Genomic DNA, 26,469 nt, shown 5'->3' on the forward strand with positions numbered 1-26,469 from the left:
GAGAGCACCGGATGGCAGACCAGACCCACGTCCTGTTCGTCGAGGACGACGACGTCATCCGCGAGGCCACCCAGCTCGCCCTGGAGCGGGACGGCTTCGCGGTCACCGCGATGCCCGACGGGCTGTCGGGCCTGGAGGCGTTCCGGGCGAACCGCCCCGACATCGCGCTCCTGGACGTCATGGTCCCCGGTCTGGACGGCGTCAGCCTCTGCCGTCGCATCCGGGACGAGTCGACCGTTCCCGTGATCATGCTGTCGGCGCGTGCCGACTCCATCGACGTCGTCCTCGGCCTGGAGGCGGGCGCCGACGACTATGTGACCAAGCCGTTCGACGGCGCCGTCCTGGTCGCGCGGATCCGCGCGGTGCTGCGCCGCTTCGGGCACGCCCTGGGGGCCGCGCAGCAGGAGGGGTCCGCCTCCGCGGTGAACGGCGGCACCCTGAGCTTCGGCGATCTGGAGATCGACACCGAGGGCATGGAGGTGCGCCGGGCCGGACAGCCGGTGGCGCTCACCCCGACCGAGATGCGGCTGCTGCTGGAGTTCTCCTCCGCGCCGGGCACCGTGCTCTCCCGCGACAAGCTGCTGGAGCGCGTGTGGGACTACGGCTGGGGCGGGGACACCCGGGTCGTCGACGTGCATGTGCAGCGGCTGCGCCAGAAGATCGGCCAGGACCGGATCGAGACGGTCCGCGGCTTCGGCTACAAGTTGAAGGCCTGAACGGGGCGGACATGCGGGGGATCCTTCGGCGACCGGTACGGCGCATGGAGCGGGCGGGGCTCAGGACCGGGCTCAGATGGAAGCTCAGCGCGGCGATCGCGCTGGTGGCGGGGCTGGTGGCGATAGCGCTCAGCCTGGTCGTGCACAACGCGGCCCGGGTCTCGATGCTGGACAACGCGCGCGACCTGGCCAACCAGCGGGTCCAGATCGCCCAGCGCAACTACGAGCAGAAGCGCGGGCCGAACTTCCCCAACATCAAGGTCGACGACCCCGAGCTGCCGGCCGCGCTGCGCGAGAAGGTCGAACAGGGCCGCCGGGCCAGCGACGTCAGCGACCACGGCGGGGTACCGGACATCTGGGCGGCCGTGCCGGTCAAGGACGGGCATGTGCTGTCCCTGCACAGCCACCTGCCGGACCGCTCCACCGATGTGATGAAGGACCTCGACCAGGCCCTGGTCATCGGCTCCGTCGCGGTCGTGCTGGGCGGCAGCGCGCTCGGTGTGCTGATCGGCGGGCAGCTGTCCCGGCGGCTGCGCAAGGCGGCGGCCGCCGCGAACCAGGTCGCCAAGGGCGAGACCGAGGTGCGGGTGCGGGAGGCCATCGGCGGGGTCGTACGGGACGAGACCGACGATCTCGCGCGCGCGGTGGACGCCATGGCGGACGCGCTGCGGCAGCGCATCGAGGCCGAGCGGCGGGTCACCGCCGACATCGCGCACGAGCTGCGCACCCCGGTGACGGGCCTGCTGACCGCCGCCGAACTCCTGCCCCCCGGCCGGCCGACCGAACTGGTCCTGGACCGGGCCAAGGCCATGCGCACGCTCGTCGAGGACGTCCTGGAGGTCGCCCGCCTCGACGGGGCCTCCGAGCGGGCCGAGTTGCAGGACCTCGTGCTCGGCGAGTTCGTCGCCCGGCGGGTGGCCGCCAAGGATCCGGACATCGTCGTGCGGGTGGTGCACGAGTCGGAGGTCACCACCGACCCGCGGCGGCTGGAGCGGGTGCTGTTCAACCTGCTCGCCAACGCGGCCCGGCACGGCCGGCCGCCGATCGAGGTGACCGTCGAGGGGCGGGTCATCCGGATCCGCGACCACGGGCCCGGCTTCCCCGAGGAGTTGCTCGCCGAGGGCCCGAGCCGGTTCCGCACCGGCAGCAAGGACCGTGCCGGGCAGGGCCACGGCCTGGGCCTGACCATCGCGGCCGGCCAGGCCCGGGTGCTGGGCGCCCGTCTGACGTTCCGCAACGTGGGCCCCGCCGGAGCCCCCGCCGGCGTGCGCGCGGAGGGCGCGGTGGCCGTCCTGTGGCTTCCGGAACACGCCCCGACGAACACCGGCAGCTACCCGATGATGCCCCTCTCCGGCGGCACCGGCTGAGCGCTTTCAGCCGAGCCTTTTCAGCTGAGCGCTTCAGCGGACGCCGACCGAGCCCGTGACCGGCCCTTGGCTCAGGCCCAGTCCTTCGAGAGGTCCAGCTCGTCGCTGCGCTCGGTCAGCGAGTACCAGTTGCCGTTGTCGTCGCGGAAGATCGCCTCGATGCCGTACGGCCGCTCCTGCGGCTCCTGGAGGAACTCCACGCCCCGCGCCCTGAAGGTCTCGTAGTCGCCCCGGCAGTCGTCCGTACGGAACGCACCGGCCCCCAGCACCCCCTTGGCGACCAGCTTCCTCAGCGCCTTCGCGGACTCGGGGTCCAGCCCCGGACCGTCCAGGCTCATCAGCGCCAGCTCCACACCGGGCTGGTCCTTGGCGCCGACGGTGACCCAGCGCATGTCGCCCATGGCGAGGTCGCTGCGCACCTCGAAGTCCAGCTTCTCGGTGAAGAACGCCTTCGTCCGCTGCTGGTCGGTGGTCCATACGGTGGTGATGCCCAGGCCCTTGATCATGGCTCCGCTCTCCTGTCGCGAGGCTGCTGTTCCCGCTCGTCACCGTAGGCAGGGCCGGGCTCGGCACGCTTCTTCGACGTTGCGGTGTTGAAGCCGCCGGCCCAGAGCATGGCGTAGCAACCGGGTATGAGGGAGGCGCCGCGGCCCACGTGCCGCGTGCGGTACTCGCTCGGGGTGAGCCCCGTACGGGCCTTGAAGCGGGCGGAGAACGTGCCGAGGCTGCTGAAGCCGACCAGCGTGCAGATCTCGGTCACGGTGAGGTTGGCGCCGCGCAGCATCTCCTCGGCCCGCTCGATCCGCCGGTGGGTCAGATACTGGCCGGGCGTCTCGCCGTAGACGTCCTTGAAGGCGCGCAGGAAGTGGTATCGCGAGTACCCGGCGTGTGCCGCCAGCGCGTCCAGGTCGAGGCCCGGGTCGGCCCAGTCCCGGTCCATCGCGTCCTTGGCCAGGCGCAACCGGCGGATCTTGTCCATGGGTCCGATGGTGACACGGGCCACTGACATCGCTGCCGACCGGCGGGAACAACCGCGGCGGGCGGCAAGGCCGAAGGCCCCCGAGCGGACGCCAGGGGGCCTTCGGCCGAGGGTGTGGGCCGGACGGTCAGACGGCCTCGACGACGGGGGCCGGAGCCATCTCGTCGCCGTCCTCCGCAGGAGCCTGCTGCTGCGGCCCGCTGCGCAGCGGCACCTCCTTGACGAACAGCCCCGCGACCAGCACCAGCGCCGAGACCACCGCGCCCAGCAGGAACGCCGAGTGGATACCGGCGGACACCGCGTGCTGGTACGCCTGCCGTGCCACCTCCGGCAGCTTCTCGAGGCTCTCCTTGTCCAGCTGCGCCGAGTTCCGGGTCATGCTCGCACCCGACGCGCCGGCCTTCTCGGCCATGACGTCCTGGACCCGGTGGTTGAACAGCGCGCCCATGATGGCCACACCGAAGGAGGAGCCGAGCGTACGGAACAGGGTCGCGGACGAGGACGCGACGCCCATGTCCTTCATCTCCACGCTGTTCTGCGCCACCAGCATGGTGATCTGCATCAGGCAGCCCATGCCCGCGCCGAGCACGGCCATGTAGATGCCGGAGGTCAGCCGGTTCGTGTCCGTGTCCATCAGCGACAGCAGGTACAGACCGGCGATCATCAGGACACCGCCGGCGAGCGGGAAGACCTTGTAGCGGCCGCTGTTGGTGGTGACCCGGCCGGCGATCATCGAGGTCACGAGCATCGCGCCGAGCATCGGCAGGAGCAGCAGACCGGAGTTGGTCGCGGAGGCCCCCTGCACCGCCTGCTGGTACAGCGGCAGGAACAGCGTGGCCCCGTACATCACGAACCCGGCGATGAAGGCGATGATCGTCATCAGGGTGAAGTTGCGGCTCTGGAAGATGTGCAGCGGCAGGACCGGGTCGGCGGCCCTGGTCTGCCAGAACACGAACCCGACCAGCGTGGCCACACCGATGCCGATCAGCTCCATGATCCGCGCGGAGGTCCAGGCGTACTCGGTGCCGCCCCAGGTGGTGACCAGGACGATGGAGGTGATGCCGACGGTCAGCAGCACGACACCGAGGTAGTCGATGCCCGCCTCGGCGCGCTTCTTGGGCAGGTGCAGTACGGCGGCGACCAGTGCGAGCGCGACCGCGCCGAGCGGCAGGTTGATGTAGAAGGTCCAGCGCCAGCCCCAGTTGTCGGTGATGGTGCCGCCGACCAGCGGGCCGCCGATCATCGCCAGCGCCATGACGCCGGCCATCATGCCCTGGTACTTCCCGCGCTCCCGCGGCGGTACGAGGTCGCCGATGATCGCCATGACTCCGACGATCAGACCCCCGGCCCCGAGCCCCTGAACGGCCCGGAACCCGATCAGCTGGCCCATGTCCTGGGCCATGCCGCTCAGCACCGAGCCGATCAGGAAGAGCACGATCGAGGTGAGGAAGGCGCCCTTGCGCCCGTACATGTCCCCGACCTTGCCCCAGACCGGGGTCGAGGCCGCGGTGGCCAGGATGTACCCGGTGACCACCCAGGACAGGTGTTCCAGGCCGCCCAGCTCCCCGACGATCGTCGGCATGGCGGTACCGACGATCATGTTGTCCAGCATCGCGAGCATCATCGCGATCATGAGCGCGAGCACCACGACCCGCACGCTCTTGCCCTGTTTGCTCTCCGTGACGCCTTGGACCGCGTCCGCCATCTCTTCCCCAACTCCCCCTGCGACGGTTACTTACTTGCCGCCCGGCTAGTTCACTACACTGGGAAGGTAGCCCCGCAACTAGCCGGGCGTCAAGTAAGTTTCCGCGGAAGCGCGAGGAGTACGAGGATGGGCGGCACCATGGACGGCACCAAGCAGCAGCGCCGCGGCAACACCCGCCAGCGCATCCAGGACGTGGCCCTCGAACTCTTCGCGGAGCAGGGGTACGAGAAGACCTCCCTGCGCGAGATCGCCGAGCGTCTCGACGTCACCAAGGCGGCCCTGTACTACCACTTCAAGACGAAGGAAGAGATCATCGTCAGCCTCTTCAAGGACCTGACGAAACCGATAGAGGACCTGATCGAGTGGGGCCGGGAGCAGCCGCACACCCTGGAGACGAAACAGGACATCATCCGCCGCTACAGCGAGGCGCTGGCCGGTGCGGCACCGCTCTTCCGCTTCATGCAGGAGAACCAGGCGACCGTGCGGGAACTGCGCATCGGTGAGACCTTCAAGGACCGGCTGCGCGGCTTCAGGGACATCCTCATCGACCCCGAGGCGCCGCTCGTGGAGCAGGTCCGCTGCGTCAGCGCGATGTTCACGCTGCACGCCGGGATGTTCGTGATGCAGGACCTGGAAGACGACCTCGAGAAGCGGCGCGCGGCCGTTCTCGAGGTCGCCATGGACCTGGTCACGCAGGCGCACGAGCGCACCCACGGGACGGACTAGGTCAGACCTTCACACCCTTGGCGTGCAGGAACGCGACCGGGTCGACGGCCGAGCCGTAGTTCGGGGTGGTGCGGATCTCGAAGTGCAGGTGCGGACCGGTGGAGTTGCCGGTGGAGCCGGACAGGGCGATGTGCTGGCCGGTCTTGACGATCTGGCCGATCTTGACGTCGACCCGGGACAGGTGCGCGTACTGCGAGTAGGTGCCGTTGCCGTGCTTGACGACGATGGCGTTGCCGTACGCGGGGCCGTCGCCGGCACCGTTGGGGCCCGCCTTGACGACGGTGCCGCCGTGCGCGGCGACAACCTCGGTGCCGGTCGGCACGGCGAAGTCCTGGCCGCTGTGCTTGGCGACCCAGTGGCCGCCGGCCTGGGCGAAGCTCGCGGAGAGCGTGTACTTCTTCACCGGGTCGACCCAGGAGGCAGCGGACGGTGCCGCGGCGCTCGCGATCCCGGTCCCCAGCACGGCCGTGGCGCCGATGCCGGCAGCCAGGACGGCCACGCGGTTGCGGAGCGAAGACGTACGGGAAGAGCGGGACGTGACGCGCTGGAACATCGAAACCTCGTGAACTCGGGAGCAGGTCGGCCACCCGGCGGACAGACGTTCACCGGTGCGGCCATCCCTTGGTAACCGAGCGCCCCATCTCGCCCAAAATGCCCCATCTACGGCATCGACTAGTAGATGACCGTGAAGCCAACTCCTTTCTTGACACCCCGCCCCTCGCTTCGCACGCCCCTGACGACGTGGTTCTTTCCCGCGAGCTTCCGCAATGAAGGTCCCTATTTAGTCCGTTTTGTCCATCCAGCAGATCCCACTATCAGGGCTAGTACCGGACATTTCGCCTGTGCGGCTTATCACCGGCGGCTCACATCGACCGCCCCGGAAATGTGATGCAGGCCTCTAGGCACCTACCGTCCAGTAACCCTACGGTTCCCCTCGCGCCACCCTCACCAAAGATCATGCCCCTGACATTCAGGCACGTGTACGGACGTGAGAGGACCCCCACCCGATGACCAGACGCCCCTGGACGCGCCGCATATCCGTGACCGCCGTCTCCGTGGCCGCCCTGGCCGCGACGGCCGCCCCGGCCGAGGCCGCGACCACCAGCAGCTCCTCCACGAAGGCCGACTACACCACCTGGCAGCAGGACTGCCAGGCGGTGATGGACCAGGCCCTGCCGTATCTGAAGGGCCGCATCGCCGCCGCCGCGCCGGGCGAGAAGCAGGCGATCGTCTTCGACATCGACAACACCACGCTGGAGACCGACTACGGCTTCAGCTACCCGCAGCCGGCCAACAAGCCCGTCCTGGACGTCGCCCGGTACGCCCAGGGACACGACGTCCGGCTCTTCTTCGTCACCGCCCGCCCAGGCGTCCTGTACTGGCCCACCGAGTACAACCTCGAACACGACGGCTACGACGTCTCCGGGCTCCACGTCCGCGGCCTGTTCGACCTCTTCAAGGACGTCGCCGCCTACAAGACCGCCCAGCGCGTCGACATCGAGAACCAGGGCTACACGATCATCGCGAACATCGGTAACAGCGCCACCGACCTCTCGGGCGGCCACGCCGAGAAGACGTTCAAACTGCCGGACTACGACGGGCAGTTGTCGTAGACCGCTTCCGGGCATGCGAAAGGGGCCGGTGCCCGAAAGCACCGGCCCCTTTCCCTGGCCGCTCGGCCGTGACGCTTACGCGTCCTTGCTCAGGTTCGGCCCGGCACCGCCGGCCGCCTGCTCGATCGGCGGGACGTCGGGAAGCGCCGACTTCTCCTCACCCCGGAAGGTGAAGGTCTGGGCGTCGCCCTCGCCCTCGGTGTCCACGACCACGATGTGACCGGGGCGCAGCTCGCCGAAGAGGATCTTCTCCGAGAGCGTGTCCTCGATCTCGCGCTGGATCGTACGGCGCAGCGGCCGGGCGCCCAGCACCGGGTCGTAACCCTTCTTGGACAGCAGCTCCTTGGCGGACTGGGACAGCTCGATGCCCATGTCCCGGTCCTTCAGGCGCTCGTCCACCTTGCCGACCATCAGGTCGACGATCCGCAGGATGTCCTCCTGCGTCAGCTGCGGGAAGACGACCACGTCGTCGACGCGGTTGAGGAACTCGGGGCGGAAGTGCTGCTTCAGCTCGTCCGACACCTTGTTCTTCATGCGCTCGTAGTTGGTCTTCGTGTCACCCGCGGCCGCGAAGCCGAGGTTGAAGCCCTTGGAGATGTCCCGGGTGCCGAGGTTGGTCGTCATGATGATGACCGTGTTCTTGAAGTCCACGACCCGGCCCTGGGAGTCGGTCAGGCGACCGTCCTCCAGGATCTGCAGCAGCGAGTTGAAGATGTCCGGGTGGGCCTTCTCGACCTCGTCGAAGAGGACGACGGAGAACGGCTTGCGGCGGACCTTCTCGGTCAGCTGGCCGCCCTCTTCGTAGCCCACGTAGCCGGGGGGCGAACCGAAGAGACGCGACACCGTGTGCTTCTCGCTGAACTCCGACATGTCGAGGGAGATCAGCGCGTCCTCGTCACCGAAGAGGAACTCGGCGAGCGCCTTGGACAGCTCGGTCTTACCGACACCGGACGGGCCGGCGAAGATGAACGAACCACCCGGACGCTTCGGGTCCTTCAGGCCCGCACGCGTACGGCGGATCGCCTTCGACAGCGCCTTGACGGCGTCGGTCTGGCCGATGACCCGCTTGTGCAGCTCCTCCTCCATGCGGAGCAGGCGGCTGGACTCCTCCTCGGTCAGCTTGAAGACCGGGATGCCGGTGGCCGTGGCGAGGACCTCGGCGATCAGCTCGCCGTCGACCTCGGCGACGACGTCCATGTCGCCGGCCTTCCACTCCTTCTCCCGCTTCGCCTTGGCGGCCAGGAGCTGCTTCTCCTTGTCGCGCAGCGAGGCGGCCTTCTCGAAGTCCTGCGAGTCGATCGCGGACTCCTTGTCGCGGCGGACGCCGGCGATCTTCTCGTCGAACTCGCGCAGGTCCGGCGGCGCGGTCATCCGGCGGATACGCATCCGGGAACCGGCCTCGTCGATCAGGTCGATCGCCTTGTCCGGCAGGAAGCGGTCCGAGATGTACCGGTCGGCCAGGGTGGCGGCCTGGACCAGCGCCTCGTCGGTGATGGAGACGCGGTGGTGGGCCTCGTACCGGTCACGGAGACCCTTGAGGATCTCGATCGTGTGCGGCAGGGACGGCTCGGCGACCTGGATGGGCTGGAAGCGGCGCTCCAGGGCCGCGTCCTTCTCCAGGTGCTTGCGGTACTCGTCCAGCGTGGTCGCACCGATGGTCTGCAGCTCACCGCGGGCCAGCATCGGCTTCAGGATCGAAGCGGCGTCGATGGCACCCTCGGCGGCACCCGCACCAACCAGCGTGTGCAGCTCGTCGATGAACAGGATGATGTCGCCGCGGGTGCGGATCTCCTTGAGCACCTTCTTCAGGCGCTCCTCGAAGTCACCGCGGTAGCGGGAGCCGGCGACCAGGGCGCCGAGGTCCAGCGTGTAGAGGTGCTTGTCCTTGAGCGTCTCGGGCACCTCGCCCTTGACGATGGCCTGGGCGAGGCCCTCGACGACGGCGGTCTTGCCGACGCCGGGCTCACCGATCAGCACCGGGTTGTTCTTCGTACGGCGGGAGAGCACCTGCATGACCCGCTCGATCTCCTTCTCGCGCCCGATGACCGGGTCGAGCTTGGACTCACGAGCGGCCTGGGTGAGGTTCCGGCCGAACTGGTCGAGGACCAGGGACGTCGAGGGGGTGCCCTCCGCAGGGCCGCCGGCGGTGGCGGTCTCCTTGCCCTGGTAACCGGAGAGCAGCTGGATCACCTGCTGCCGCACGCGGTTGAGGTCTGCGCCCAGCTTGACCAGGACCTGGGCGGCGACGCCCTCGCCCTCACGGATCAGGCCGAGCAGGATGTGCTCCGTGCCGATGTAGTTGTGGCCCAGCTGAAGGGCCTCGCGGAGCGACAGCTCCAGGACCTTCTTGGCACGGGGGGTGAAGGGGATGTGCCCGGACGGGGCCTGCTGGCCCTGACCGATGATCTCCTCCACCTGCTGGCGGACCGCCTCAAGCGAAATGCCGAGGCTCTCCAGGGCCTTAGCGGCGACACCTTCGCCCTCGTGGATGAGACCCAGGAGGATGTGCTCGGTGCCGATGTAGTTGTGGTTGAGCATCCGGGCTTCTTCCTGAGCCAGGACGACAACCCGCCGCGCGCGGTCGGTGAACCTCTCGAACATCGTTAATCGCTCCTCAGAGCGGTCAGGCAGTGGGGGGAACTTCCCCTCCCTGTCCTTCCGCAGCTTAGTCCCGCAAGCGGGGACCGCTCATTCCAACTGCCGACACCGTCGATGGCCTCCTGACCCCGAACGCCGACATCTGCTCCAACCCGATGGTGCGAGACGATGTTCCCGCAGGCCAGGCAGTTACCCCACTCGCCAGTACGCCGATGGCGAACGTGAGACGGCCCGTCCTGCGTGTCGCCCCCTCCCACTAGGCATGTCTTACCCGCAGGGACTGACACTCCATGCCGCGCGCACCGGTTCCCTCCGCTATGGGCGAACAACCTTGCGCCTCCCCCACGCCTCACGCGCCCTCTTTTTCGGCACTCTGCGCATTCGACAAAGCACCTAGCGTAACCTGCCGCTTGCTTCGGCGGTTGCACGGGGCATGGCTGGCGCGGCCCCCAGGACACCCTCGGAGACCCATACGGTCCCCCTTCCTCGTCGACCCCTCGATCCGGAACCGGAATCACCCTGCGCTCCTCCGGCCGACCCGGATGCCCGGACCCGGCACTGGTACGAGAACGAACTGGGCTGGGCGACAGTGCCCGGACGGCCGCTGCGGCTGCTCACCGGCGTGCGGTTCGACGTCCTGGACGTGCCGGCCGAGGCGGGCGCCGGTGCGCTCCGGCATCTCGCGCCGGGCTCTCCGGTGGCCCTGCTGGGCGACCGGATGGGGCTGCTGGTGGCCGCGGGCAGCGCGGAGGAGCTGCCGGGGCTGCTGGACTGGCTGGAGTGGAGCGCCGTCACCCTCGACCTGCGGGTCCTGGGGGCGGGGGACACCATGGCGGCACCGATGGCACCGGTCCGGCCGAGCCCGCCCGCGTCACCGATGGCGGCAGTCGCACCTACGTCACCGGTCGCGCCGTCGGCACCGCTCGCGCCCGCGGTGTCCTTCGACGGCGCCGTTCCCGTGCGTGCCGGTTCCGTACAGGGGGCCGCCGTATGGCTGCGGCCCCCCGGCCAGGGGTGCGAGGTCGAGGCCTCGCTGCCGGCACTGCCGGCCGTGGGGCGCGAGGGGAGCGCCCCCGATCTCGTGCGACTGGTGGACACGGTGGCAGCGCAGTGTCACCGGGTCCGGCTGCGGCGCGCGTGCGCCGGACCGCCCGCCTGCCGACGGGATCGGCCGTCGGCGTTCTCGTAGGCGGCGCGGAATCAGCCGTTGGCCTTCTCGTAGGCCTCGCGGATGGACGCGGGAACACGGCCGCGGTCGTTGACCTCGTAACCGTTCTCCTTCGCCCAGGCGCGGATCGCCGCGGTGTCCTGGTTGCCGCCGGAAGCGGCACGCGCCTTTCCACGTCCGCCCGAAGCACGGCCGCCGGTACGACGACCACCCTTCACATAGGGGTCGAGAAGGCCGCGCAGCTTGTCCGCATTGGCGGTCGTGAGATCGATCTCGTAGGTCTTGCCGTCCAGCGCGAACGTCACGGTCTCGTCCGCCTCGCCGCCGTCGAGGTCGTCGACAAGAAGGACCTGAACCTTCTGTGCCACCGGATTTCCTTTCATCGATAACGTTCAGGGTCAGGGGGTGTCGGCGTCCGCCGTTTCGCCGCCCCTGTTATATGCAGTACTGCAGTACGTCGGAAAGCAAACCGCTTTTGCCGGAAAAACACAAACCCCTGGGAGAGACCCGGTGGACCGCCCCCGTCCGGAAACATGCGCGTTTCGGACATAGGGCACCCGGGCAATGACGATCACAGATGCAGAAGCATCCGGCTGTTGCCCAAGGTGTTCGGTTTCACTCGTTCGAGACCGAGGAACTCCGCGACGCCCTCGTCATAGGAACGCAAGAGCTCCGTGTACACATCGGTGTCCACCGGTGTCTCACCGATCTCCACGAAGCCGTGCTTCCCGAAGAAGTCGACTTCGAAGGTCAGGCAGAAAACCCGGCGAACGCCGAGCCAGCGCGCGGTCTGCAGCAACTTCTCCAGCAACTGATGGCCGACGCCGGCACCCTTGAGACCGGGCTTCACGGCCAGAGTGCGGACTTCCGCGAGGTCCTCCCACATGACGTGCAGCGCACCGCAGCCGACCACCTCGGCGTTGTCGTCGCGTTCCGCGACCCAGAACTCCTGGATGTCCTCGTAAAGCGTGACCGTGGCTTTGTCGAGCAGGATGCGGTCGCGGACGTAGGCGTCGAGGAGGTGGCGTACGGCCGGAACATCGCTGGTCCGGGCCCGCCGGACGGTGATGGCTTTTGCGGGGACTTCGGGACGCTCTGCTGACATGAGCGGACGCTATCGCCCGGCGCCGTCCTCTGCCGAGCCGGGGTTCTCCTCTTGCCGGGCTTCGGGGGGTTCCTGTTGCCCGGCCACCTGTCGCGGAGCTTCCGGCCGGCCTTCGGGCGCTTCCCGGGTTTGTTCCGGACCCTGGACGATGCGTACGGCGTCCCTGAGGGCCTGACGCTGTTCCTCGCTCATCATCCCGAAGAAGGCGACGAGAGCGGCGGCCGGGTTGTCGCTCTGCGACCAGGCGTCGTTCATCAGGGCTGCGGCGTACGCGGCTCGCGTGGAGACGGCCTCATATCGATAGGCGCGCCCTTCGGCCTCGCGGCGCACCCAGCCCTTCTGATGGAGATTGTCCAAAACGGTCATCACGGTGGTGTACGCGATGGAGCGTTCCTGCTGCAGGTCTTCCAGGACTTCTCGAACGGTCACCGGGCGGTTCCACTTCCACACCCGCGTCATGACCGCGTCTTCGAGTTCTCCCAATGGGCGAGGCACAGCTCAGAACAATAGTGGGAGATCCCGGCAATGCATACCGGACGTGCGCTAAGCCGACGAATATGAACAAAAAGGGCGTACCGCTCAGACGGTGCGGGCTGCTTCCCGCACCGGTGAGGGACAGCCGACGAGTGCCGCCGGCTCAGGCCTTGCCGCCGCCGGCGGGGGCCTGGCGCGCACCCTCCGCGCGTGCGAGTGCGGCGTCGACGGCCGCGTCCTCCTTGGTCTTGGCGGCCCCGCCCTGGGTCTTCACGATCACCCTGACCACACCGATGAAGAACGCGGCCATGACGATGGGGGGCACGAGCGCGGAGACATAGTCCATGCCACCAGAGTAGCCACGCGGGAACGGCGGAAAGGGCCGGGGTGCGCGAACCCGCCGACAACGGGACCACCCGCACCCGAGCGCGACAGCGCAGGGGTGCGGGTGGGAGAGCGGAACCGGCCGTCGGCCGCAGGCTCAGCCGGCGGCCAGCCGGCGACTCCCGGCCGCATCCGCCGGAGGCATCGGCTTGCGGCGCGGAAACACCTCGCCCGGCGTGGGGATGGGCCGCTTCGGCGCCGGCTCCTGCGGGGCGGGCCGCGCCGGAGCCGGCGCGGGGTTCGGCGCGGGCTTGGGAGCCGGCTTCTGCGCGGGTTCCGGCGCCTCCTCGGCCTGCCGCGGCCCGACGCCGCCCGTACCGCCGGGGAGGGCCGGCAGGCGGGTGCGGGAGGGCGGTACGGCGGGGGCCGGGACCTTGCGCGCGCCCTGTGCGAACCGGGCCCGTACGTCCTGCTCGGCCAGCGCCTGGCAGCGGTCCAGGAGGGCGGCCGCCGCGGGGTTCCCGCGCAGTGCCCGGAGCGCGGCGAGGTCGTCCGCTGTCGGCCGGTGCCCGGCGCCCAGCGCCTCCTCCAGGACGGCGAGGTAGCCGACGGCGGTGCCCGGCAGGGCCGCACGGTACCGCCCGAGGTCGGCCACCAGGAAGGCGCGCAGTCTGGCGCCCTCGCTCATCGCCTCGTCGAGCGACTCGGCGAGGCGGAAGCAGTCCTGGACGTCCTCGGCGGACGCTTGGCCGGGGTGAAGGGCGAGGGCGAGGGCGCGGCGGAGCACACGCAGCTCCTCCACGCCGAACGCCATGCCGCCGCGGGATCCGTATGGCGTGGGCATGCGGCGACGGTACCGCTAATCGGACAAAAGTGACGGATCGGGATGTTATGTCGCCGCGTGTCGCTTCCGGTTTCCCTCGACCGGGGTCACGCGCGGGTCGGCACCCCCAAGGGCGCCGGTCACCTCACAGACGCGCGACGTTCCGCTCGTACACCAGGCGCAGCCCGATCAGCGTCAGCCACGGCTGGTGCTCGTCGATCACCGAGGACTCCCCCAGCACCATCGGCGCGAGCCCGCCCGTGGCGATCACCGTCACGTCGTCCGGGTCGTCCGCCAGTTCCCGGGCCATCCGGCCGACGACCCCGTCGACCTGTCCGGCGAACCCGTACACGATGCCCGCCTGCATGGCCTCGACGGTGTTCTTGCCGATCACGCTGCGCGGCCGGGCCACCTCGATCTTCCGCAGCTGCGCGCCCTTGACGCCGAGCGCCTCCACGGAGATCTCGATGCCGGGCGCGATGACGCCGCCGACGTACTCCCCGCGCGCGGAGACCGCGTCGAACGTGGTCGCCGTACCGAAGTCCACGACGATCGCGGGGCCGCCGTACAGCTCGACGGCCGCGACCGCGTTGATGATCCGGTCGGCGCCCACCTCCTTGGGGTTGTCGGTGAGGATCGGCACGCCCGTCTTCACGCCCGGCTCGACCAGGACGGCGGGCACGTCGCCGTAGTAGCGCCGGGTGACCTCGCGCAGTTCGTGCAGGACCGAGGGGACGGTCGCGCAGATCGCGATGCCGTCGATGCCGTCGCCCAGCTCCTCGCCGAGCAGCGGGTGCATGCCCATCAGGCCCTGGAGCAGGACCGCCAGCTCGTCCGCCGTGCGGCGCGCGTCCGTGGAGATGCGCCAGTGCTCGACGATGTCCTCGCCGTCGAACAGGCCGAGGACGGTGTGCGTGTTGCCGACGTCGATCGTGAGCAGCATGGCCGTTACTCCGCCTCGCGCAGGTCCAGGCCGATGTCCAGGATCGGCGACGAGTGGGTGAGCGCGCCGACGGCCAGGAAGTCCACGCCGGTGTCGGCGTACGCGCGCGCGGTGCCGAGGGTGAGCCGGCCGGAGGCCTCCAGCAGCGCCCGGCCGCCGACGATGCCGACGGCCTCCGCGCACTCGCCCGGCGTGAAGTTGTCCAGCAGGATCAGGTCGGCGCCCGCGTCCACGACCTCGCGCAGCTGGTGCAGGGTGTCGACCTCGACCTCGATCGGCACCTCCGGGAAGGCCTCCCGCACGGCCTTGAAGGCCTGCGCGACGCCACCGGCCGCGACCACGTGGTTGTCCTTCACCAGCGCCGCGTCGGACAGCGACATGCGGTGGTTGACGCCCCCGCCGCAGCGCACGGCGAACTTCTCCAGGGAGCGCAGGCCGGGGGTCGTCTTCCGGGTGTCCCGCACGCGCGCCTTGGTGCCCTCCAGGACGTCCGCCCACGCGCGCGTGGCGGTCGCGATGCCGGACAGCCGGCACAGGATGTTCAGGGCGCTGCGCTCGGCGGTGAGCAGATCACGCGTACGCGTGGTGACCGACAGCAGCTTCTGCCCGGCCTCCACGCGGTCGCCGTCCTCGACGTGCCGCTCGACCTCGAACTCGTCCGTGCAGACCACGGAGAGCACGGCCTCGGCGACCCGGAGGCCGGCCACGACGCCCGCCTCGCGCGCGGTGAAGTCGGCGGTGGCCACCGCGTCCTCGGGGATGGTCGACACGGTGGTCACGTCCACACCGCCGTCCAGGTCCTCCTGGATGGCGACGTTGGCGATGTCCTCCACCTCGATGGGGTCGAGCCCGGCGGCGGCCAGCAGCTCGGCGAGCGCGGGGTCGAGCCCGCACTCCAGGTACTCCTCGTCCCCCTCGGCGCCGCAGGCGCAGCCGTCGCCGCAGCCGCCGGTCGAGGCGAGGGGAAGGTCGTCGGTGCTCACGTCTGTCACTGCTCCTGGGAACGCTGGATGTGCCGGGTAGGGGGGAAATCTGCGGTGTCCGTGGTGCTTACGGCCAGCGAACGGTCCGGGTTGAGCCGTACGACGATGTGGCGCCGCCAGTCGGTGTCGTCGCGGTCGGCGTGGTCCTCGCGCCAGTGGCAGCCGCGGGTCTCCTCGCGCAGCCGGGCGGCGGCGACCAGGACGCGGGCCACGCACAGGAGGTTGGTGGCCTCCCAGGTGTCGACGCCGGGCTCGGCGGTCTTGCCGTTCTCGTCGAGCGCGTCGCGGGCCTCGGCATGCAGCCGCTGAAGCTGGTCGGCGGCCTTGGCGAGGGACTCCTCGGAGCGCAGGACGCCCGCGCCCTCGGTCATGATCCGCTGGATGGCGAACCGCGACTCGGGGGCGAGCAGCGGGTGCGCGGGCTTCTCGGGGTCCGGGACCGGCGCGGGCACGCGCGCGTGGAGGCCGTTCCCGGCGTGGGTGGCGGCGATGTCGGCGGCGATGCGCTCGGCGTGGACGAGGCCTTCGAGGAGGGAGTTGGAGGCGAGCCGGTTCGCGCCGTGCACGCCGGTGCAGGCGACCTCCCCGCACGCGTACAGCCCGGGGACGGTCGTACGTCCCTGCGCGTCGGCGCGGACCCCGCCGGACGCGTAGTGGGCGGCCGGAGCGATCGGGATGGGCTCGGTGACCGGGTCGATGCCGTTGGCCCGACAGGCGGCCAGGATGGTCGGGAAGCGCTGCTCCCACATCTCGGCGCCGAAGTGCCGGGCGTCGAGGAACATGTGCTCGGCGTCCTGCTCCTGCATCCGCCGCATGATGCCCTTGGCGACGATGTCCCGGGGGGCCAGCTCGGCCAGCTCGTGCTGCCCGACCATGAAGCGCACGCCGTCGCGGTCGACCAGATGGGCGCCCTCGCCGCGCACCGCCTCGGAGACGAGCGGCTGCTGCCCCTCGGCGTCCGGGCCGAGGAAGAGCACGGTCGGGTGGAACTGCACGAACTCCAGGTCGCTGACCTCCGCGCCCGCGCGCAGTGCCAGCGCCACGCCGTCGCCCGTCGACACGGAGGGGTTGGTCGTCGCGGAGAAGACCTGGCCCATGCCGCCGGTCGCGAGGATCACCGCGGGGGCGTGCACGGCGCCCACGCCGTCGTGCTGGCCCTCGCCCATCACGTGCAGGGTGACACCGGCCGCGCGGCCCTCGGCGTCCGTGAGCAGGTCGAGCACGAGCGCGTTCTCGATGGTGCGCAGCCCACGCGCGCGTACGGCCTCCACGAGCGCCCGGGAGATCTCGGCGCCGGTCGCGTCGCCGCCCGCGTGCGCGATCCGGCGCCGGTGGTGGCCGCCCTCGCGGGTGAGCTGGATGTCGCCCTCGTCGTCGGTGTCGAAGTGGGCGCCGGTGGAGATCAGCCGCCGTACGGCGTCGGGTCCCTCGGTGACGAGGATCCGTACGGCCTCCTCGTCGCACAGGCCCGCACCCGCGACCAGGGTGTCCTCGAGGTGCTGTTCGGGGGTGTCGCCCTCGCCGAGGGCGGCGGCGATGCCACCCTGCGCCCAGCGGGTGGAGCCGTCGTCGAGGCGGGCCTTGGTGACCACGACCGTCGTCAGGCCCGCGGCCTCGCAGTTCAGGGCGGCGGTCAGGCCTGCCACCCCGGAGCCGACGACGACCACGTCCGCGGAGATGGACCACCCGGGGGCGGGTGCGTGCAGTCGTATGCCTGTGCTGGTCACGAGGCGGCTCCGAAGGTGAGAGGGAGGTTGTCGATCAGCCGGGTGGTGCCGACCCGGGCGGCGACGGCGAGGACGGCCTCGCCGGTGAAGCCGTCGCCGATCTCGGTGAAGTCGGAGGGGTCCACCAGGGCGAGGTAGTCCAGCCGCAGCGGCGGGTCCAGGCGGGCGGCCTCGTCCAGGACCTGGCGGGCGGCGGCGCGGACGGCCGCCGGACCACCGGGCGCGGCCGTGGCCACCGCGTGCGCGTCGGCCGCCGCGCGGGACTCCCCTATGGCGCTGAGCGCCTCGGCCCGCGCGTGCGTGGAGGGCACTTCGCGGGCCCGCGCGCGCAGCGCCTCCTGCGCGGCGTGCCGGTCACGGCCCGCGAACAGCGCCCGGGACAGCGCGAGCGCGGTACGGCGCTCGTCGGGCGAGAGGTAGCGGTTGCGGCTGGACAGGGCGAGCCCGTCCTCCTCGCGCACGGTCGGTACGGCGACGATCTCCACGCCGAAGTTCAGGTCGCGCACCATGCGCCGGATCAGGGCCAGCTGCTGGGCGTCCTTCTGCCCGAACAGGGCCACGTCGGGGCGCGTGAGGTGCAGCAGCTTGGCGACGACGGTGAGCATGCCGTCGAAGTGGCCGGGCCGCGAGGCGCCCTCCAGCCGCTCGCCCATGGGTCCCGCGGTGATGCGCACCTGGGGTTCGCCGCCCGGGTACACCTCGTCCACGGGAGGCGCGAACACGGCGTCCGCGCCCGCGTGCTCGGCGAGCTTCAGGTCGGCGTCGAGGGTGCGCGGGTAGCGGTCCAGGTCCTCGCCCGCGCCGAACTGCAGCGGGTTGACGAAGACCGTGGCGACGACCTCGCCGTCCGGGCCGGCGATCTGGCGCGCGGTGCGGATCAGCGTCGCGTGGCCCTCGTGCAGCGCGCCCATGGTCATCACGACGGCCCGGCGACCGTGGCGCACGCGCGCGTGCAGCTCTTCGGCCGTGCTCAGCAGGACGGTGCTCATCGGTCGTTCCCCTCGGTGCCGTCGGTGCCTGGCGCGCCACCGCTCCCGTCGGCGAGTACCCCGAGCAGGTCCTCGGCGAGTTCCGGCTTCAGCAGCCCGTGTGCGAGCGCGCGGTCGGCGGTCGCGCGGGCCATCGCCAGATAGCCGGCCAGGGTCTGCGGGGCGTGCCTGCGCAACTCGGTGACGTGCGCGGCGACCGTACCGGCGTCCCCGCGCGCGACGGGCCCGGTCAGGGCAGCGTCACCGGAGCGCAGGGCGTTGTCCAGAGCGGCGCCGAGCAGCGGGCCGAGCATCCGGTCGGGCGCCTCCACACCGGCCGTGCGCAGCAGCTCCATGGCCTGGGCGACCAGGGTGACCAGGTGGTTCGCGCCGAGCGCCAGGGCCGCGTGGTAGAGCGGCCGGTTCTCCTCGCTGATCCACTCCGGCTCGCCGCCCATCTCGATGACCAGGGCCTCGGCGGCCAGGCGCAGCTCCTCGGGCGCGGTGACGCCGAAGGAGCAGCCGGCGAGGCGCTGCACGTCCACGGGGGTGCCGGTGAAGGTCATCGCCGGGTGCAGGGCCAGCGGCAGGGCGCCCGCGCGCAGAGCGGGGTCCAGGACCTTCGTGCCGTACCTGCCGGAGGTGTGCACGAGCAGCTGTCCGGGCCGTACGGCGCCGGTCTCGGCGAGCCCGGTGACCAGGCCGGGCAGGGCGTCGTCCGGGACGGTGAGCAGCACCAGGTCGGCGCGCTGGAGGACCTCGGCGGGCGGTACCAGCGGCACGTCGGGGAGCATCGCCTCGGCGCGCCTGCGGGAGGCGTCGGAGACTCCGGAGACGGCCACCGGACGGTGCCCGGCGAGTTGGAGGGACGCGGCGAGCGCGGGCCCTACGCGTCCGGCGCCGACGACGCCTACGGTGAGCCGCGCGGGGCGGTCCTTGAGGTCTGGCTGGTGGACTGTACTCACGCGACGGCGGCCTTCCCGTTCCAGTCCGCTCTGGGTACCGGACGATGTACCGAACGATTTCTCGTCATGTTAACGCTATCCGGTCCGGGGCCGGGCGGTTGTCCACAGGCTGTGGGTTACGCCACGCCGTCGCGGGCCGCGCCGGGGCGACGGGTGGCGGCGCGGAAACTCCGGTGCCCGCGCCCGTCCGGCACGGCATGATCCCCGCATGAGCGATGCGACGGAGCAGGACGAGAAGCGGTCGGTACGGGAGCGGCGGGCGGCCGTCCACAAACAGGCCCGCGTGCTGTCGCGTCCCGGTCTGCGGGGAACGATCCGCGAACGGCTGGAACAGCTGATGGAAGCGGCCCCCGAGGTCTACGACCTGGACGAGCAGGCCGACCTCTACGGCGACCGGATCGTCGCCCGCCTGGAGGAGCGGGTCGCCGCACTGCTCGGCACGGAGGCCGCCGCGTTCTTCCCGACCGGCACGATGGCCCAGCAGGTCGGCCTGCGCTGCTGGGCCGCCCGCACCGGCAACCCGACGGTCGCCCTGCACGCGCTCGCCCATCCGGAAGTGCACGAACGGAACGCCTTCAGCCAGGTCAGCGGCCTGCGCCCGGTCCGGGTGACCAGCGAACCCCGGCTGCCCACGGCCGCCGAGATACGCGACTTCCAGGAGCCCTTCGGCACGCTGATGCTGGAACTGCCGCTGCGCGACGCCGGATTCGTGCTGCCCACCTGGGAGGAGCTGACCGAGGTCGTCGAGGCGGCCCGCGAGCGGGATGCGGTGGTGCACTTCGACGGCGCGCGTCTGTGGGAGTCCACCGTCCGGCTCGGCCGCTCCCTGGAGGAGATCGCCGCTCTCGCCGACACCGTCTACGTGTCGTTCTACAAGTCCCTCGGCGGCTTCGGCGGCGCCGCGCTCGCCGGCCCGGGGACGCTGATCGAGGAGGCGAAGACCTGGCGGCACCGGTACGGCGGGATGATCGCCCAGCAGTTCCCGACCGTGCTGTCGGCGCTGGCCGGGCTCGACCGGGAACTGCCCCGGCTGCCCGCGTACGTGCGGCACGCGGGTGTGGTGGCCACCGCGCTGCGCGAGGGCTTCACCGCGGCCGGGCTGCCCTGGGCGCGTGTCCATCCGGAGGAGCCGCACACCCACCAGTTCCAGGTCTGGCTGCCGTACGGCGCCGATGTCCTGGAGGAGGCGGCGGTGCGCCAGGCGGAGGAGACCTCGGTGCTGCTCTTCGCGGGCGGCTGGCACGACGGCGGGCCCGGCCTGGCGAGCACGGAGGTGACGGTCGACTCGGCCGGACTGCGGTGGACGGCGCAGGACGTACGGGCGGCCGCGACCGACTTCGTCACCCGCCTGCCCGCGCCGTGATCACCGCGCGCGGGGGCGCAGCCGGCGCTCCAGGACGTGCCGCAGCCGCCCGTGCGCCGGGCGCTCGGCGATGACCGCACGGAAGCGCCGGTGGGCGCGCAGCGCACGGAGCGCGTCGAGGTCGTGGCGGCCCGGGGCGGGCGGTTCCGGCGCGCCGTGCGGGCGGGCACGGTAGCCGTCGAGGAGGAACTGCTGGGTGACGCTCATGACGGGACCGCCTTCCCGGGACGTGAACGGATCACTGTGTGACCACTGACTGCTCACCGACCGCTCGGTGACTTCGGGCGCCGCGGCTGCCCCGGTGCTTCAGGTTCCCCTGTCCAAGGCGGACGTCCCGTGGATTGACGGCCGGCGTCAATCGGCGCGGGCACTGTCAGTGGTCGCGTGCACGATGGCAGGCATGAGCGTGACCATCGACATCACCGGACTGCCGCGGGAGCGGGTCTCCGTCGTGCCCTCCCCGCTCGCGGAGCTGGGGATGGCGCTGCACGCGCTCAGCGAGCCCGGCCACCACCCGGAGCTGCAGGGCTGGGCGACCGCCGTCTCGACCCGTCTGGAGCCGGGCCTGGCCGACCGGCTGTGCGAGGCGGACTTCCTGTGGCGCACGACGTTCTCGGACGTCTTCGCCCCGTTCGCCGCGATCCCCGGCGGGCGCGCACTGCCCGGCGCCACCCTCGCCCAGGAACTGGACCAGCTGGACAAGCTGACGGACGAACAGTTCGTCGACGCGGCACTGGAGTTCACCTGCCAGCTGCGCTACGACGTTCAGGAGCCCGGCCCCCTGGACGATCCGCAGCTGCGCCGGCGCTCCCTGGAACTGGCCGCCGCGCGCGGTTGCGTACAGGAGCGGTTCACCCGCCGCCTGCTGGACGACCCGCCGACCGTCCGCGCCTGGTTCCGGCGGCTGATGCTCGACTGCGACGAGGCCTTCTTCGCCGGCACCTGGGCCCGCATCCAGCCGCAACTCGCCGCCGACGCCCGGCACAAGACCGAGTTGCTGCGCCGCAAGGGGCTCGGCGAGGCCCTCTCGTCGCTGTCCGGGGCCGTCTCGCTGGACGAGGAGGCCGCGCTCGTCACGGTCGACAAGCTTCTCGTGGGCCGCACCGCCACCGGGGACGGCGGCCTGGTCCTCGTGCCGACCAGCCTCGGCCGGCCGCACCTGATGGTCCTGCACCGGTACGGCTGGCAGCCCTCGATCACCTACCCCGTGAGCGGCTCCCGCCCGCAGGCGCCGTCCGTCGAACAGCTCACGCGCCGCCTGGAGGCGCTGGCCCACCCGGTGCGGATGCGGCTGTGCCGGCACCTCGCGCGAGCACCGCACACCACGGGCGAACTGGCCGACGCCCACGGCATGTCCGCGCCGGAGATATCCCGGCACCTGACGGTGCTGAAGAAGGCGGGCCTGATCACCGACTGCCGCCGCGGCCGGTACGTGCAGCACCAGCTGGACCTGTCCGCGGTCGCCCGGCTGGGCAGCGACTTCATCGAGGGGGTCCTGCGCTGAGGAGGGGCGCCCGGATCGCGGCCGTCAGCCGTGGCCGCCCGCGCGCACCAGGCCGGTCTCGTACGCCAGCACCACCACCTGCACCCGGTCGCGCAGGGAGAGTTTGGTCAGGATGCGGCCCACGTGGGTCTTCACCGTCGCCTCGCTCAGCACCAGCCGGGCCGCGATCTCGCCGTTGGACAGACCCTGCGCGACGAGCACCATCACCTCGCGCTCGCGGTCGGTGAGCCGGTCCAGCTCCTTGTGCTGGGACTCCTTGCCGGTGGAGGGCAGCATCGGCGCGAAGCGGTCCAGCAGGCGCCGGGTGGTGGACGGCGCCACCACCGCGTCGCCGCTGTGCACGGCACGGATGGCGCTCAGCAGCTCAGCGGGCGGCACGTCCTTGAGCATGAAGCCGGAGGCGCCCGCCTTGAGCCCGGAGAAGGCGTACTCGTCGAGGTCGAAGGTGGTCAGGATGAGCACCTTCGGCGGGTTGGACCCGGAGCAGATCCGCCGCGTGGTCTCCACACCGTCCAGCTTCGGCATGCGGACGTCCATCAGGACGACGTCGACGGCGGTGGACCGCAGCACCTGAAGGGCCTCGACGCCGTCGCCCGCCTCCGCGACGACCTCCATGTCCGGCTGGGCGGCGAGCACCATCCGGAACCCGGTGCGCAGCAGCATCTGGTCGTCGACGAGCATCACGCGGATCGTCATCGGGTCTCTTTCGTTCGGGGCGGTTTCGTTCGGGGCGGTCGGGAGGCGGCGTTGCGGGAGGGGGCGCGGCTGGTGCCCATCGGGGCGCGTGAGGGCGTCAGTGCGCCGGCTTGAGCGGCAGCAGGGCACTGATGCGGAATCCTCCGCCCGGGCGCGGACCGGCGTCCAGGGTGCCGCCGACCATGCCGACCCGCTCGCGCATGCCGATCAGGCCGTGCCCCTGTCCGTCGGCGCCGCCCTCCTCGTACAGCTCGTGCGGGGCGCCCTTGCCGTCGTCCTCGACGAGCAGGCCGAGCCCGTCGTCGAAGTAGACCAGCCGCACGCTCGCGCCCGCGTTGGGCCCACCGTGCTTGCGGGTGTTGGTGAGCGCCTCCTGCACGATCCGGTACGCGGTCAGCTCCACGCCGCTGGGCAGCGGGCGCGGGGTGCCCTCGACCTTGAAGTCGACGGGGAGACCGGAGCTGCGGCACTGCTCGATGAGGTCGTCGATCTGCTCGACGTCGGGCTGCGGGACGTACTCCCCGCTCTCCTGGTGCTCGCCGGTGCGCAGCACGCCCAGCAGTCGGCGCATCTCCGCGAGGGCCTGGCGGCCGGTGGAGGAGATCGTCTCCAGGGCCTTCTTGGCCTGGTCGGGCGCGGTGTCCAGGACGTAGGCGGCGCCGTCGGCCTGCACGACCATCACGGACACGTTGTGCGCGACGACATCGTGCAGCTCGCGCGCGATGCGGGCCCGCTCGGCGGCGACCGCGACCTTCGACTGCGCCTCGCGCTCCTTCTCCAGCCGGGAAGCGCGCTCCTCCAGCTGGGCGAAGTAGGCGCGCCGGGTGCGCATGGAGTCGCCGAGCACCCAGGCGAGGGCGAAGGGCACCGTCTGGAAGACCGCTATCGCGATCTGCCCGAGGAAACCGGTGTGCTCGGCCGGCCAGCGGATCTGCGCGAGGACCGCCGCGCTGAGGCTGACGGCGAGGGCGAGCCGGGAGGCCCAGTGCGCGCCGATGGCCGCGACCGTGTAGGTGATCACCAGCATCGCGAAGTCGGCGACGGTCGTCTCCACGTCCAAAAGCAGCTGGGCCAGCCCAGTGGCGAGGGCGAGCAGCAGCATCGGCTCCGGGAACCGGCGGCGCAGCGCGACGACGACGCACAGGACCGCGGACACGGCCATGCCCGCGGCGATCGTCCCGTGGTGACCGGGCACCCCGTCGAGATTGACCACGCTCAGGCCGGACGCCCCGAACAGGACGACGGCCCAGAAGGTGTCGACCCAGGTCGGGTGGCGGCGGAGGAAGTCATAGAGGCGCTGCACGTAACCCAGAGTAGGGAAACCAGGTGTGTGCAGGGGTCAACCGGAGGGCCGATCCGTGCCCGGCGCACGTACTCCGCAAGGTGGAGGACGTGTTCACCTGTGCGCCTAGTCTGGTCCGGTGACGGATGAGACGGCGCGGGCCAGGCCCCACGAGGAGCCCGGGCCGCGCGGCTGGCGCGCGGCGGCCCGGACGGCGCTGTACGGGCCCGGGGGCTTCTACCGTCGCCCCGAGGGTCCGGCCGGTCACTTCCGTACGTCCGTGCACGCGTCCGAACTGTTCGCGCGGGGCGTGGCCCGGCTGCTGTGCCGGGTCGACGAGGCGCTGGGGCGGCCCGCGGTACTGGACTTCGTGGACATGGGCGCCGGGCGGGGCGAACTGGTCACGGGCGTGCTCGCCGCCCTGCCCGCCGACGTGGCCGCCCGCGCGCGGGGGTACGCCGTCGAACTCGCCGACCGCCCGGGCGGCCTGGACGCACGGATCACCTGGCTGAGCGAGCCCCCGGACGCGATCACCGGACTGCTGTTCGCCAACGAGTGGCTGGACAACGTGCCGGTGGACGTCGCCGAGGTGGATCCCGCGGGCGTGCCCCGGCTGGTGCTCGTCGCGCGGGACGGCTCCGAGCGCCTCGGGGAGGCCGTGACCGGCGCGGAGGCGGACTGGCTGGCGCGCTGGTGGCCGCTGCCGGCCGAGGAGGGGCTGCGGGCGGAGATCGGGCTGCCCCGGGACCGGGCCTGGGCGTCCGCCGTCGACCGGGTGGTGCGCGGGCTCGCGGTGGCCGTGGACTACGCCCACACCGTGGACACGCGGCCCCCGTTCGGCACGCTCACCGGCTTCCGGGAGGGGCGGGAGACGGCGCCCGTGCCGGACGGCTCGTGCGACATCACGGCGCACGTGGCCCTGGACGCGTGCGCGGCGGCGTGCACCACGCGCGCGCTCCCGGGCATGCCGTCCACCTCCACCAGCGCGGCGCGCACCCCGTCCCGCGCGCCCGCAGACACGGCGCAGAGGCTCGCCGAAGCGGCGCGTACGCTGCCCGCCGCGCGCCTCCTCACCCAGCGCGCCGCTCTGCGCGCCCTGGACATCGCCGGCGCACGCCCCCCGCTCGCGCTCGCCTCCACGGACCCCGCCGCCTACGTGCGCGCCCTCGCGAGCGCCGGCGAGGCGGCCGAACTCATCGCCCCGGGCGGCCTCGGCGACTTCGGCTGGCTGGTCCAGCCCGTCGGCATTCCCGACCCGCTCGCCTGAGGCCGGCCTACTTGTCGATGTCCCCGACCACGAAGAACATCGACCCCAGGATCGCCACCATGTCCGCCACCAGCGTCCCCGGCAGCAGCTCGGTCAGGACCTGGATGTTGTTGTACGACGCCGAGCGCAGCTTCAGCCGGTAGGGGGTCTTCTCGCCCTTGCTGACCAGGTAGTAGCCGTTGATGCCGAGCGGGTTCTCGGTCCACGCGTACGTGTGGCCCTCGGGCGCCTTCAGCACCTTCGGCAGGCGCTGGTTGATCGGCCCCGGCGCCAGCTCCGCGAGCCGGTCGAGGCAGGCGTCGGCGAGGTCCAGCGCGTTGTGCGTCTGCTCCAGCAGGACCTCGAAGCGCGCCAGGCAGTCGCCCTCGCCGCGGGTGACGACCTTCAGGGTGTCCTGGAGGTCGCCGTAGGCGAGGTACGGCTCGTCGCGGCGCAGGTCGAAGTCGACGCCCGAACCGCGCGCGATGGGTCCGCTCACGCCGTAGGCGTGCACGGCCTCGGGCGCGAGCGCCCCCACTCCGCGCGTGCGCCCCCGGAAGATCTCGTTGCCGAGCACCAGGTCGTCGAAGACGTCCATGCGCGAGCGCACGGCGGCGACGGCGGCACGCGCGCGTGCGCTCCACCCGTCCGGCAGGTCCTCCTTGAGGCCGCCGACGCGGTTGAACATGTAGTGCATGCGTCCGCCGGAGACCTCCTCCATGACGTTCTGGAGCACCTCGCGCTCCCGGAACGCGTAGAACACCGGCGTGATCCCGCCCAGCTCCAGCGGGTACGAGCCGAGGAACATCAGGTGGTTCAGCACCCGGTTCAGCTCGGCGAGCAGTGTGCGCGTCCACACCGCCCGCTCCGGGACCTCCATGCCGAGCATCCGCTCCACGGCGAGGACCACGCCCAGCTCGTTCGAGAACGCCGACAGCCAGTCGTGGCGGTTGGCGAGCATGATGATCTGCCGGTAGTCGCGCGCCTCGAAGAGCTTCTCGGCACCGCGGTGCATATAGCCGATCACCGGCTCCGCGCGCATGATGCGCTCCCCGTCCAGCACGAGCCTGAGCCGCAGCACGCCGTGCGTGGACGGGTGCTGGGGCCCGATGTTGAGCACCATGTCGGTGCTCTCCGCGGCACCGCCGATCCCGACCGTGGTCTCCGTCGTAGGAGTCATGGCCCCAGTTTCCC

Annotated in this window: 27 protein-coding genes; 8 read left to right on the forward strand and 19 right to left on the reverse strand. The window is 71.3% G+C overall.

Annotated elements, in window-relative coordinates:
* The first annotated feature begins 11 nt into the window (after positions 1–11).
* Together cseB and cseC are read left to right on the forward strand one after the other, a co-directional pair.
* The gene (gene cseB, locus ACGFRF_RS39200) at positions 12–716 is read left to right on the forward strand and encodes a two-component system response regulator CseB (protein WP_393748506.1); all 705 of its coding nucleotides are present in this window, start codon (positions 12–14) and stop codon (positions 714–716) included.
* Between the two features lie 11 nt (positions 717–727).
* Positions 728–2,083, forward strand: a complete 1,356-nt coding sequence (cseC, locus tag ACGFRF_RS39205; RefSeq protein ID WP_393748508.1) for a two-component system sensor histidine kinase CseC — start codon at positions 728–730, stop codon at positions 2,081–2,083.
* Positions 2,084–2,154: 71 nt separating this feature from the next.
* Here cseC and ACGFRF_RS39210 read toward each other — a convergent pair whose 3' ends face one another.
* From ACGFRF_RS39210 to ACGFRF_RS39220, 3 genes are all read right to left on the reverse strand, one after another.
* Positions 2,155–2,589: a VOC family protein gene (locus tag ACGFRF_RS39210; protein ID WP_393748510.1), complete on the reverse strand. Its 435-nt coding sequence runs from the start codon at positions 2,587–2,589 to the stop codon at positions 2,155–2,157.
* Positions 2,586–3,062: a helix-turn-helix transcriptional regulator gene (locus tag ACGFRF_RS39215; RefSeq protein ID WP_393748512.1), complete on the reverse strand. Its 477-nt coding sequence runs from the start codon at positions 3,060–3,062 to the stop codon at positions 2,586–2,588. The genes ACGFRF_RS39210 and ACGFRF_RS39215 overlap by 4 nt, the downstream gene beginning before the upstream one ends.
* A gap of 127 nt (positions 3,063–3,189) precedes the next feature.
* Positions 3,190–4,767, reverse strand: coding sequence for an MDR family MFS transporter (locus ACGFRF_RS39220; protein WP_393748514.1), 1,578 nt, complete (start codon positions 4,765–4,767; stop codon positions 3,190–3,192).
* A gap of 126 nt (positions 4,768–4,893) precedes the next feature.
* On the opposite strand from ACGFRF_RS39220, the gene ACGFRF_RS39225 reads away from it, so the two are divergent.
* Entirely contained in the window at positions 4,894–5,493 is a 600-nt protein-coding gene (locus tag ACGFRF_RS39225) for a TetR/AcrR family transcriptional regulator (protein ID WP_393748516.1), read from the forward strand.
* Between the two features lies 1 nt (position 5,494).
* On the opposite strand, the gene ACGFRF_RS39230 is transcribed toward ACGFRF_RS39225, so the two are convergent.
* On the reverse strand, positions 5,495–6,046 hold the full coding sequence (locus tag ACGFRF_RS39230) for a M23 family metallopeptidase (RefSeq protein WP_393748518.1): 552 nt from the start codon (positions 6,044–6,046) through the stop codon (positions 5,495–5,497).
* Positions 6,047–6,500: 454 nt separating this feature from the next.
* Here ACGFRF_RS39230 and ACGFRF_RS39235 point away from each other — a divergent pair, with 454 nt between their 5' ends.
* On the forward strand, positions 6,501–7,106 hold the full coding sequence (locus ACGFRF_RS39235; protein ID WP_393748520.1) for an HAD family acid phosphatase: 606 nt from the start codon (positions 6,501–6,503) through the stop codon (positions 7,104–7,106).
* Between the two features lie 75 nt (positions 7,107–7,181).
* Here the strand turns inward: ACGFRF_RS39235 and ACGFRF_RS39240 are convergent, their stop codons facing one another.
* Entirely contained in the window at positions 7,182–9,707 is a 2,526-nt protein-coding gene (locus tag ACGFRF_RS39240) for an ATP-dependent Clp protease ATP-binding subunit (RefSeq protein ID WP_393748522.1), read from the reverse strand.
* A 430-nt stretch (positions 9,708–10,137) separates the two neighbouring features.
* Here ACGFRF_RS39240 and ACGFRF_RS39245 point away from each other — a divergent pair, with 430 nt between their 5' ends.
* Positions 10,138–10,893, forward strand: coding sequence for an SCO3374 family protein (locus ACGFRF_RS39245; protein WP_393748524.1), 756 nt, complete (start codon positions 10,138–10,140; stop codon positions 10,891–10,893).
* An 11-nt stretch (positions 10,894–10,904) separates the two neighbouring features.
* Here the strand turns inward: ACGFRF_RS39245 and ACGFRF_RS39250 are convergent, their stop codons facing one another.
* The 10 genes from ACGFRF_RS39250 to ACGFRF_RS39295 form a co-directional block, all read right to left on the reverse strand.
* The gene (locus ACGFRF_RS39250) at positions 10,905–11,240 is read right to left on the reverse strand and encodes an Lsr2 family protein (RefSeq protein WP_030751806.1); all 336 of its coding nucleotides are present in this window, start codon (positions 11,238–11,240) and stop codon (positions 10,905–10,907) included.
* 203 nt (positions 11,241–11,443) lie between these two features.
* Positions 11,444–11,977, reverse strand: a complete 534-nt coding sequence (locus ACGFRF_RS39255) for an amino-acid N-acetyltransferase (protein WP_393748526.1) — start codon at positions 11,975–11,977, stop codon at positions 11,444–11,446.
* Positions 11,978–11,986: 9 nt separating this feature from the next.
* Positions 11,987–12,436, reverse strand: coding sequence for a BlaI/MecI/CopY family transcriptional regulator (locus ACGFRF_RS39260; protein WP_393748528.1), 450 nt, complete (start codon positions 12,434–12,436; stop codon positions 11,987–11,989).
* Between the two features lie 178 nt (positions 12,437–12,614).
* Complete coding sequence (locus ACGFRF_RS39265; protein WP_393748530.1) at positions 12,615–12,797, reverse strand: hypothetical protein; 183 nt, start codon at positions 12,795–12,797, stop codon at positions 12,615–12,617.
* Between the two features lie 135 nt (positions 12,798–12,932).
* Complete coding sequence (locus ACGFRF_RS39270) at positions 12,933–13,589, reverse strand: hypothetical protein (RefSeq protein WP_393748580.1); 657 nt, start codon at positions 13,587–13,589, stop codon at positions 12,933–12,935.
* Between the two features lie 154 nt (positions 13,590–13,743).
* Positions 13,744–14,541, reverse strand: a complete 798-nt coding sequence (locus ACGFRF_RS39275; RefSeq protein ID WP_393748532.1) for a type III pantothenate kinase — start codon at positions 14,539–14,541, stop codon at positions 13,744–13,746.
* 5 nt (positions 14,542–14,546) lie between these two features.
* Complete coding sequence (nadC, locus tag ACGFRF_RS39280) at positions 14,547–15,524, reverse strand: carboxylating nicotinate-nucleotide diphosphorylase (protein WP_393748534.1); 978 nt, start codon at positions 15,522–15,524, stop codon at positions 14,547–14,549.
* Between the two features lie 5 nt (positions 15,525–15,529).
* Positions 15,530–17,251 carry an L-aspartate oxidase gene (locus tag ACGFRF_RS39285; RefSeq protein WP_393748536.1) on the reverse strand — a complete coding sequence of 574 codons (1,722 nt, stop codon included), beginning with the start codon at positions 17,249–17,251 and terminating at the stop codon, positions 15,530–15,532.
* The gene (panC, locus tag ACGFRF_RS39290; RefSeq protein ID WP_393748538.1) at positions 17,248–18,240 is read right to left on the reverse strand and encodes a pantoate--beta-alanine ligase; all 993 of its coding nucleotides are present in this window, start codon (positions 18,238–18,240) and stop codon (positions 17,248–17,250) included. Before panC ends, ACGFRF_RS39285 begins: the two co-directional genes overlap by 4 nt.
* Complete coding sequence (locus ACGFRF_RS39295; protein ID WP_393748540.1) at positions 18,237–19,184, reverse strand: Rossmann-like and DUF2520 domain-containing protein; 948 nt, start codon at positions 19,182–19,184, stop codon at positions 18,237–18,239. Before ACGFRF_RS39295 ends, panC begins: the two co-directional genes overlap by 4 nt.
* 208 nt (positions 19,185–19,392) lie before the next feature.
* On the opposite strand from ACGFRF_RS39295, the gene ACGFRF_RS39300 reads away from it, so the two are divergent.
* Positions 19,393–20,547 carry a threonine aldolase family protein gene (locus ACGFRF_RS39300; protein ID WP_393748542.1) on the forward strand — a complete coding sequence of 385 codons (1,155 nt, stop codon included), beginning with the start codon at positions 19,393–19,395 and terminating at the stop codon, positions 20,545–20,547.
* On the opposite strand, the gene ACGFRF_RS39305 is transcribed toward ACGFRF_RS39300, so the two are convergent.
* Positions 20,548–20,754, reverse strand: a complete 207-nt coding sequence (locus tag ACGFRF_RS39305; protein WP_393748544.1) for a hypothetical protein — start codon at positions 20,752–20,754, stop codon at positions 20,548–20,550.
* A gap of 193 nt (positions 20,755–20,947) precedes the next feature.
* On the opposite strand from ACGFRF_RS39305, the gene ACGFRF_RS39310 reads away from it, so the two are divergent.
* Complete coding sequence (locus ACGFRF_RS39310) at positions 20,948–22,051, forward strand: DUF5937 family protein (protein WP_393748546.1); 1,104 nt, start codon at positions 20,948–20,950, stop codon at positions 22,049–22,051.
* A gap of 24 nt (positions 22,052–22,075) precedes the next feature.
* Here ACGFRF_RS39310 and ACGFRF_RS39315 read toward each other — a convergent pair whose 3' ends face one another.
* Positions 22,076–22,747 (reverse strand): response regulator, encoded by a 672-nt coding sequence (locus tag ACGFRF_RS39315; protein WP_393748548.1) that lies wholly within the window; start codon positions 22,745–22,747, stop codon positions 22,076–22,078.
* Between the two features lie 97 nt (positions 22,748–22,844).
* Positions 22,845–24,050, reverse strand: coding sequence for a sensor histidine kinase (locus ACGFRF_RS39320; protein WP_393748550.1), 1,206 nt, complete (start codon positions 24,048–24,050; stop codon positions 22,845–22,847).
* Positions 24,051–24,168: 118 nt separating this feature from the next.
* Between ACGFRF_RS39320 and ACGFRF_RS39325 the strand changes: the two genes are divergently transcribed.
* A complete protein-coding gene (locus ACGFRF_RS39325; RefSeq protein ID WP_393748552.1) occupies positions 24,169–25,296 on the forward strand; it encodes an SAM-dependent methyltransferase in 1,128 nt (375 codons plus the stop codon).
* A gap of 7 nt (positions 25,297–25,303) precedes the next feature.
* On the opposite strand, the gene ACGFRF_RS39330 is transcribed toward ACGFRF_RS39325, so the two are convergent.
* The gene (locus ACGFRF_RS39330; protein ID WP_393748554.1) at positions 25,304–26,455 is read right to left on the reverse strand and encodes an NADH-quinone oxidoreductase subunit D; all 1,152 of its coding nucleotides are present in this window, start codon (positions 26,453–26,455) and stop codon (positions 25,304–25,306) included.
* Positions 26,456–26,469 lie beyond the last annotated feature (14 nt).

It is taken from the genome of Streptomyces sp. NPDC048521, assembly GCF_043199855.1.
Lineage (GTDB): Bacteria > Actinomycetota > Actinomycetes > Streptomycetales > Streptomycetaceae > Streptomyces.

Bases quoted from the DNA above. Each gene is read 5' to 3' on its own strand.
- cseB (WP_393748506.1), top strand. From the start codon at position 12: ATGGCAGACCAGACCCACGTCCTGTTCGTCGAGGACGACGACGTCATC.
- cseC (WP_393748508.1), top strand. From the start codon at position 728: ATGCGGGGGATCCTTCGGCGACCGGTACGGCGCATGGAGCGGGCGGGG.
- ACGFRF_RS39210 (WP_393748510.1), bottom strand. From the start codon at position 2,589: ATGATCAAGGGCCTGGGCATCACCACCGTATGGACCACCGACCAGCAG.
- ACGFRF_RS39215 (WP_393748512.1), bottom strand. From the start codon at position 3,062: ATGGACAAGATCCGCCGGTTGCGCCTGGCCAAGGACGCGATGGACCGG.
- ACGFRF_RS39220 (WP_393748514.1), bottom strand. From the start codon at position 4,767: ATGGCGGACGCGGTCCAAGGCGTCACGGAGAGCAAACAGGGCAAGAGC.
- ACGFRF_RS39225 (WP_393748516.1), top strand. From the start codon at position 4,894: ATGGGCGGCACCATGGACGGCACCAAGCAGCAGCGCCGCGGCAACACC.
- ACGFRF_RS39230 (WP_393748518.1), bottom strand. From the start codon at position 6,046: ATGTTCCAGCGCGTCACGTCCCGCTCTTCCCGTACGTCTTCGCTCCGC.
- ACGFRF_RS39235 (WP_393748520.1), top strand. From the start codon at position 6,501: ATGACCAGACGCCCCTGGACGCGCCGCATATCCGTGACCGCCGTCTCC.
- ACGFRF_RS39240 (WP_393748522.1), bottom strand. From the start codon at position 9,707: ATGTTCGAGAGGTTCACCGACCGCGCGCGGCGGGTTGTCGTCCTGGCT.
- ACGFRF_RS39245 (WP_393748524.1), top strand. From the start codon at position 10,138: ATGGCTGGCGCGGCCCCCAGGACACCCTCGGAGACCCATACGGTCCCC.
- ACGFRF_RS39255 (WP_393748526.1), bottom strand. From the start codon at position 11,977: ATGTCAGCAGAGCGTCCCGAAGTCCCCGCAAAAGCCATCACCGTCCGG.
- ACGFRF_RS39260 (WP_393748528.1), bottom strand. From the start codon at position 12,436: ATGACGCGGGTGTGGAAGTGGAACCGCCCGGTGACCGTTCGAGAAGTC.
- ACGFRF_RS39265 (WP_393748530.1), bottom strand. From the start codon at position 12,797: ATGGACTATGTCTCCGCGCTCGTGCCCCCCATCGTCATGGCCGCGTTC.
- ACGFRF_RS39270 (WP_393748580.1), bottom strand. From the start codon at position 13,589: ATGGCGTTCGGCGTGGAGGAGCTGCGTGTGCTCCGCCGCGCCCTCGCC.
- ACGFRF_RS39275 (WP_393748532.1), bottom strand. From the start codon at position 14,541: ATGCTGCTCACGATCGACGTCGGCAACACGCACACCGTCCTCGGCCTG.
- panC (WP_393748538.1), bottom strand. From the start codon at position 18,240: ATGAGCACCGTCCTGCTGAGCACGGCCGAAGAGCTGCACGCGCGCGTG.
- ACGFRF_RS39300 (WP_393748542.1), top strand. From the start codon at position 19,393: ATGAGCGATGCGACGGAGCAGGACGAGAAGCGGTCGGTACGGGAGCGG.
- ACGFRF_RS39305 (WP_393748544.1), bottom strand. From the start codon at position 20,754: ATGAGCGTCACCCAGCAGTTCCTCCTCGACGGCTACCGTGCCCGCCCG.
- ACGFRF_RS39310 (WP_393748546.1), top strand. From the start codon at position 20,948: ATGAGCGTGACCATCGACATCACCGGACTGCCGCGGGAGCGGGTCTCC.
- ACGFRF_RS39315 (WP_393748548.1), bottom strand. From the start codon at position 22,747: ATGACGATCCGCGTGATGCTCGTCGACGACCAGATGCTGCTGCGCACC.
- ACGFRF_RS39330 (WP_393748554.1), bottom strand. From the start codon at position 26,455: ATGACTCCTACGACGGAGACCACGGTCGGGATCGGCGGTGCCGCGGAG.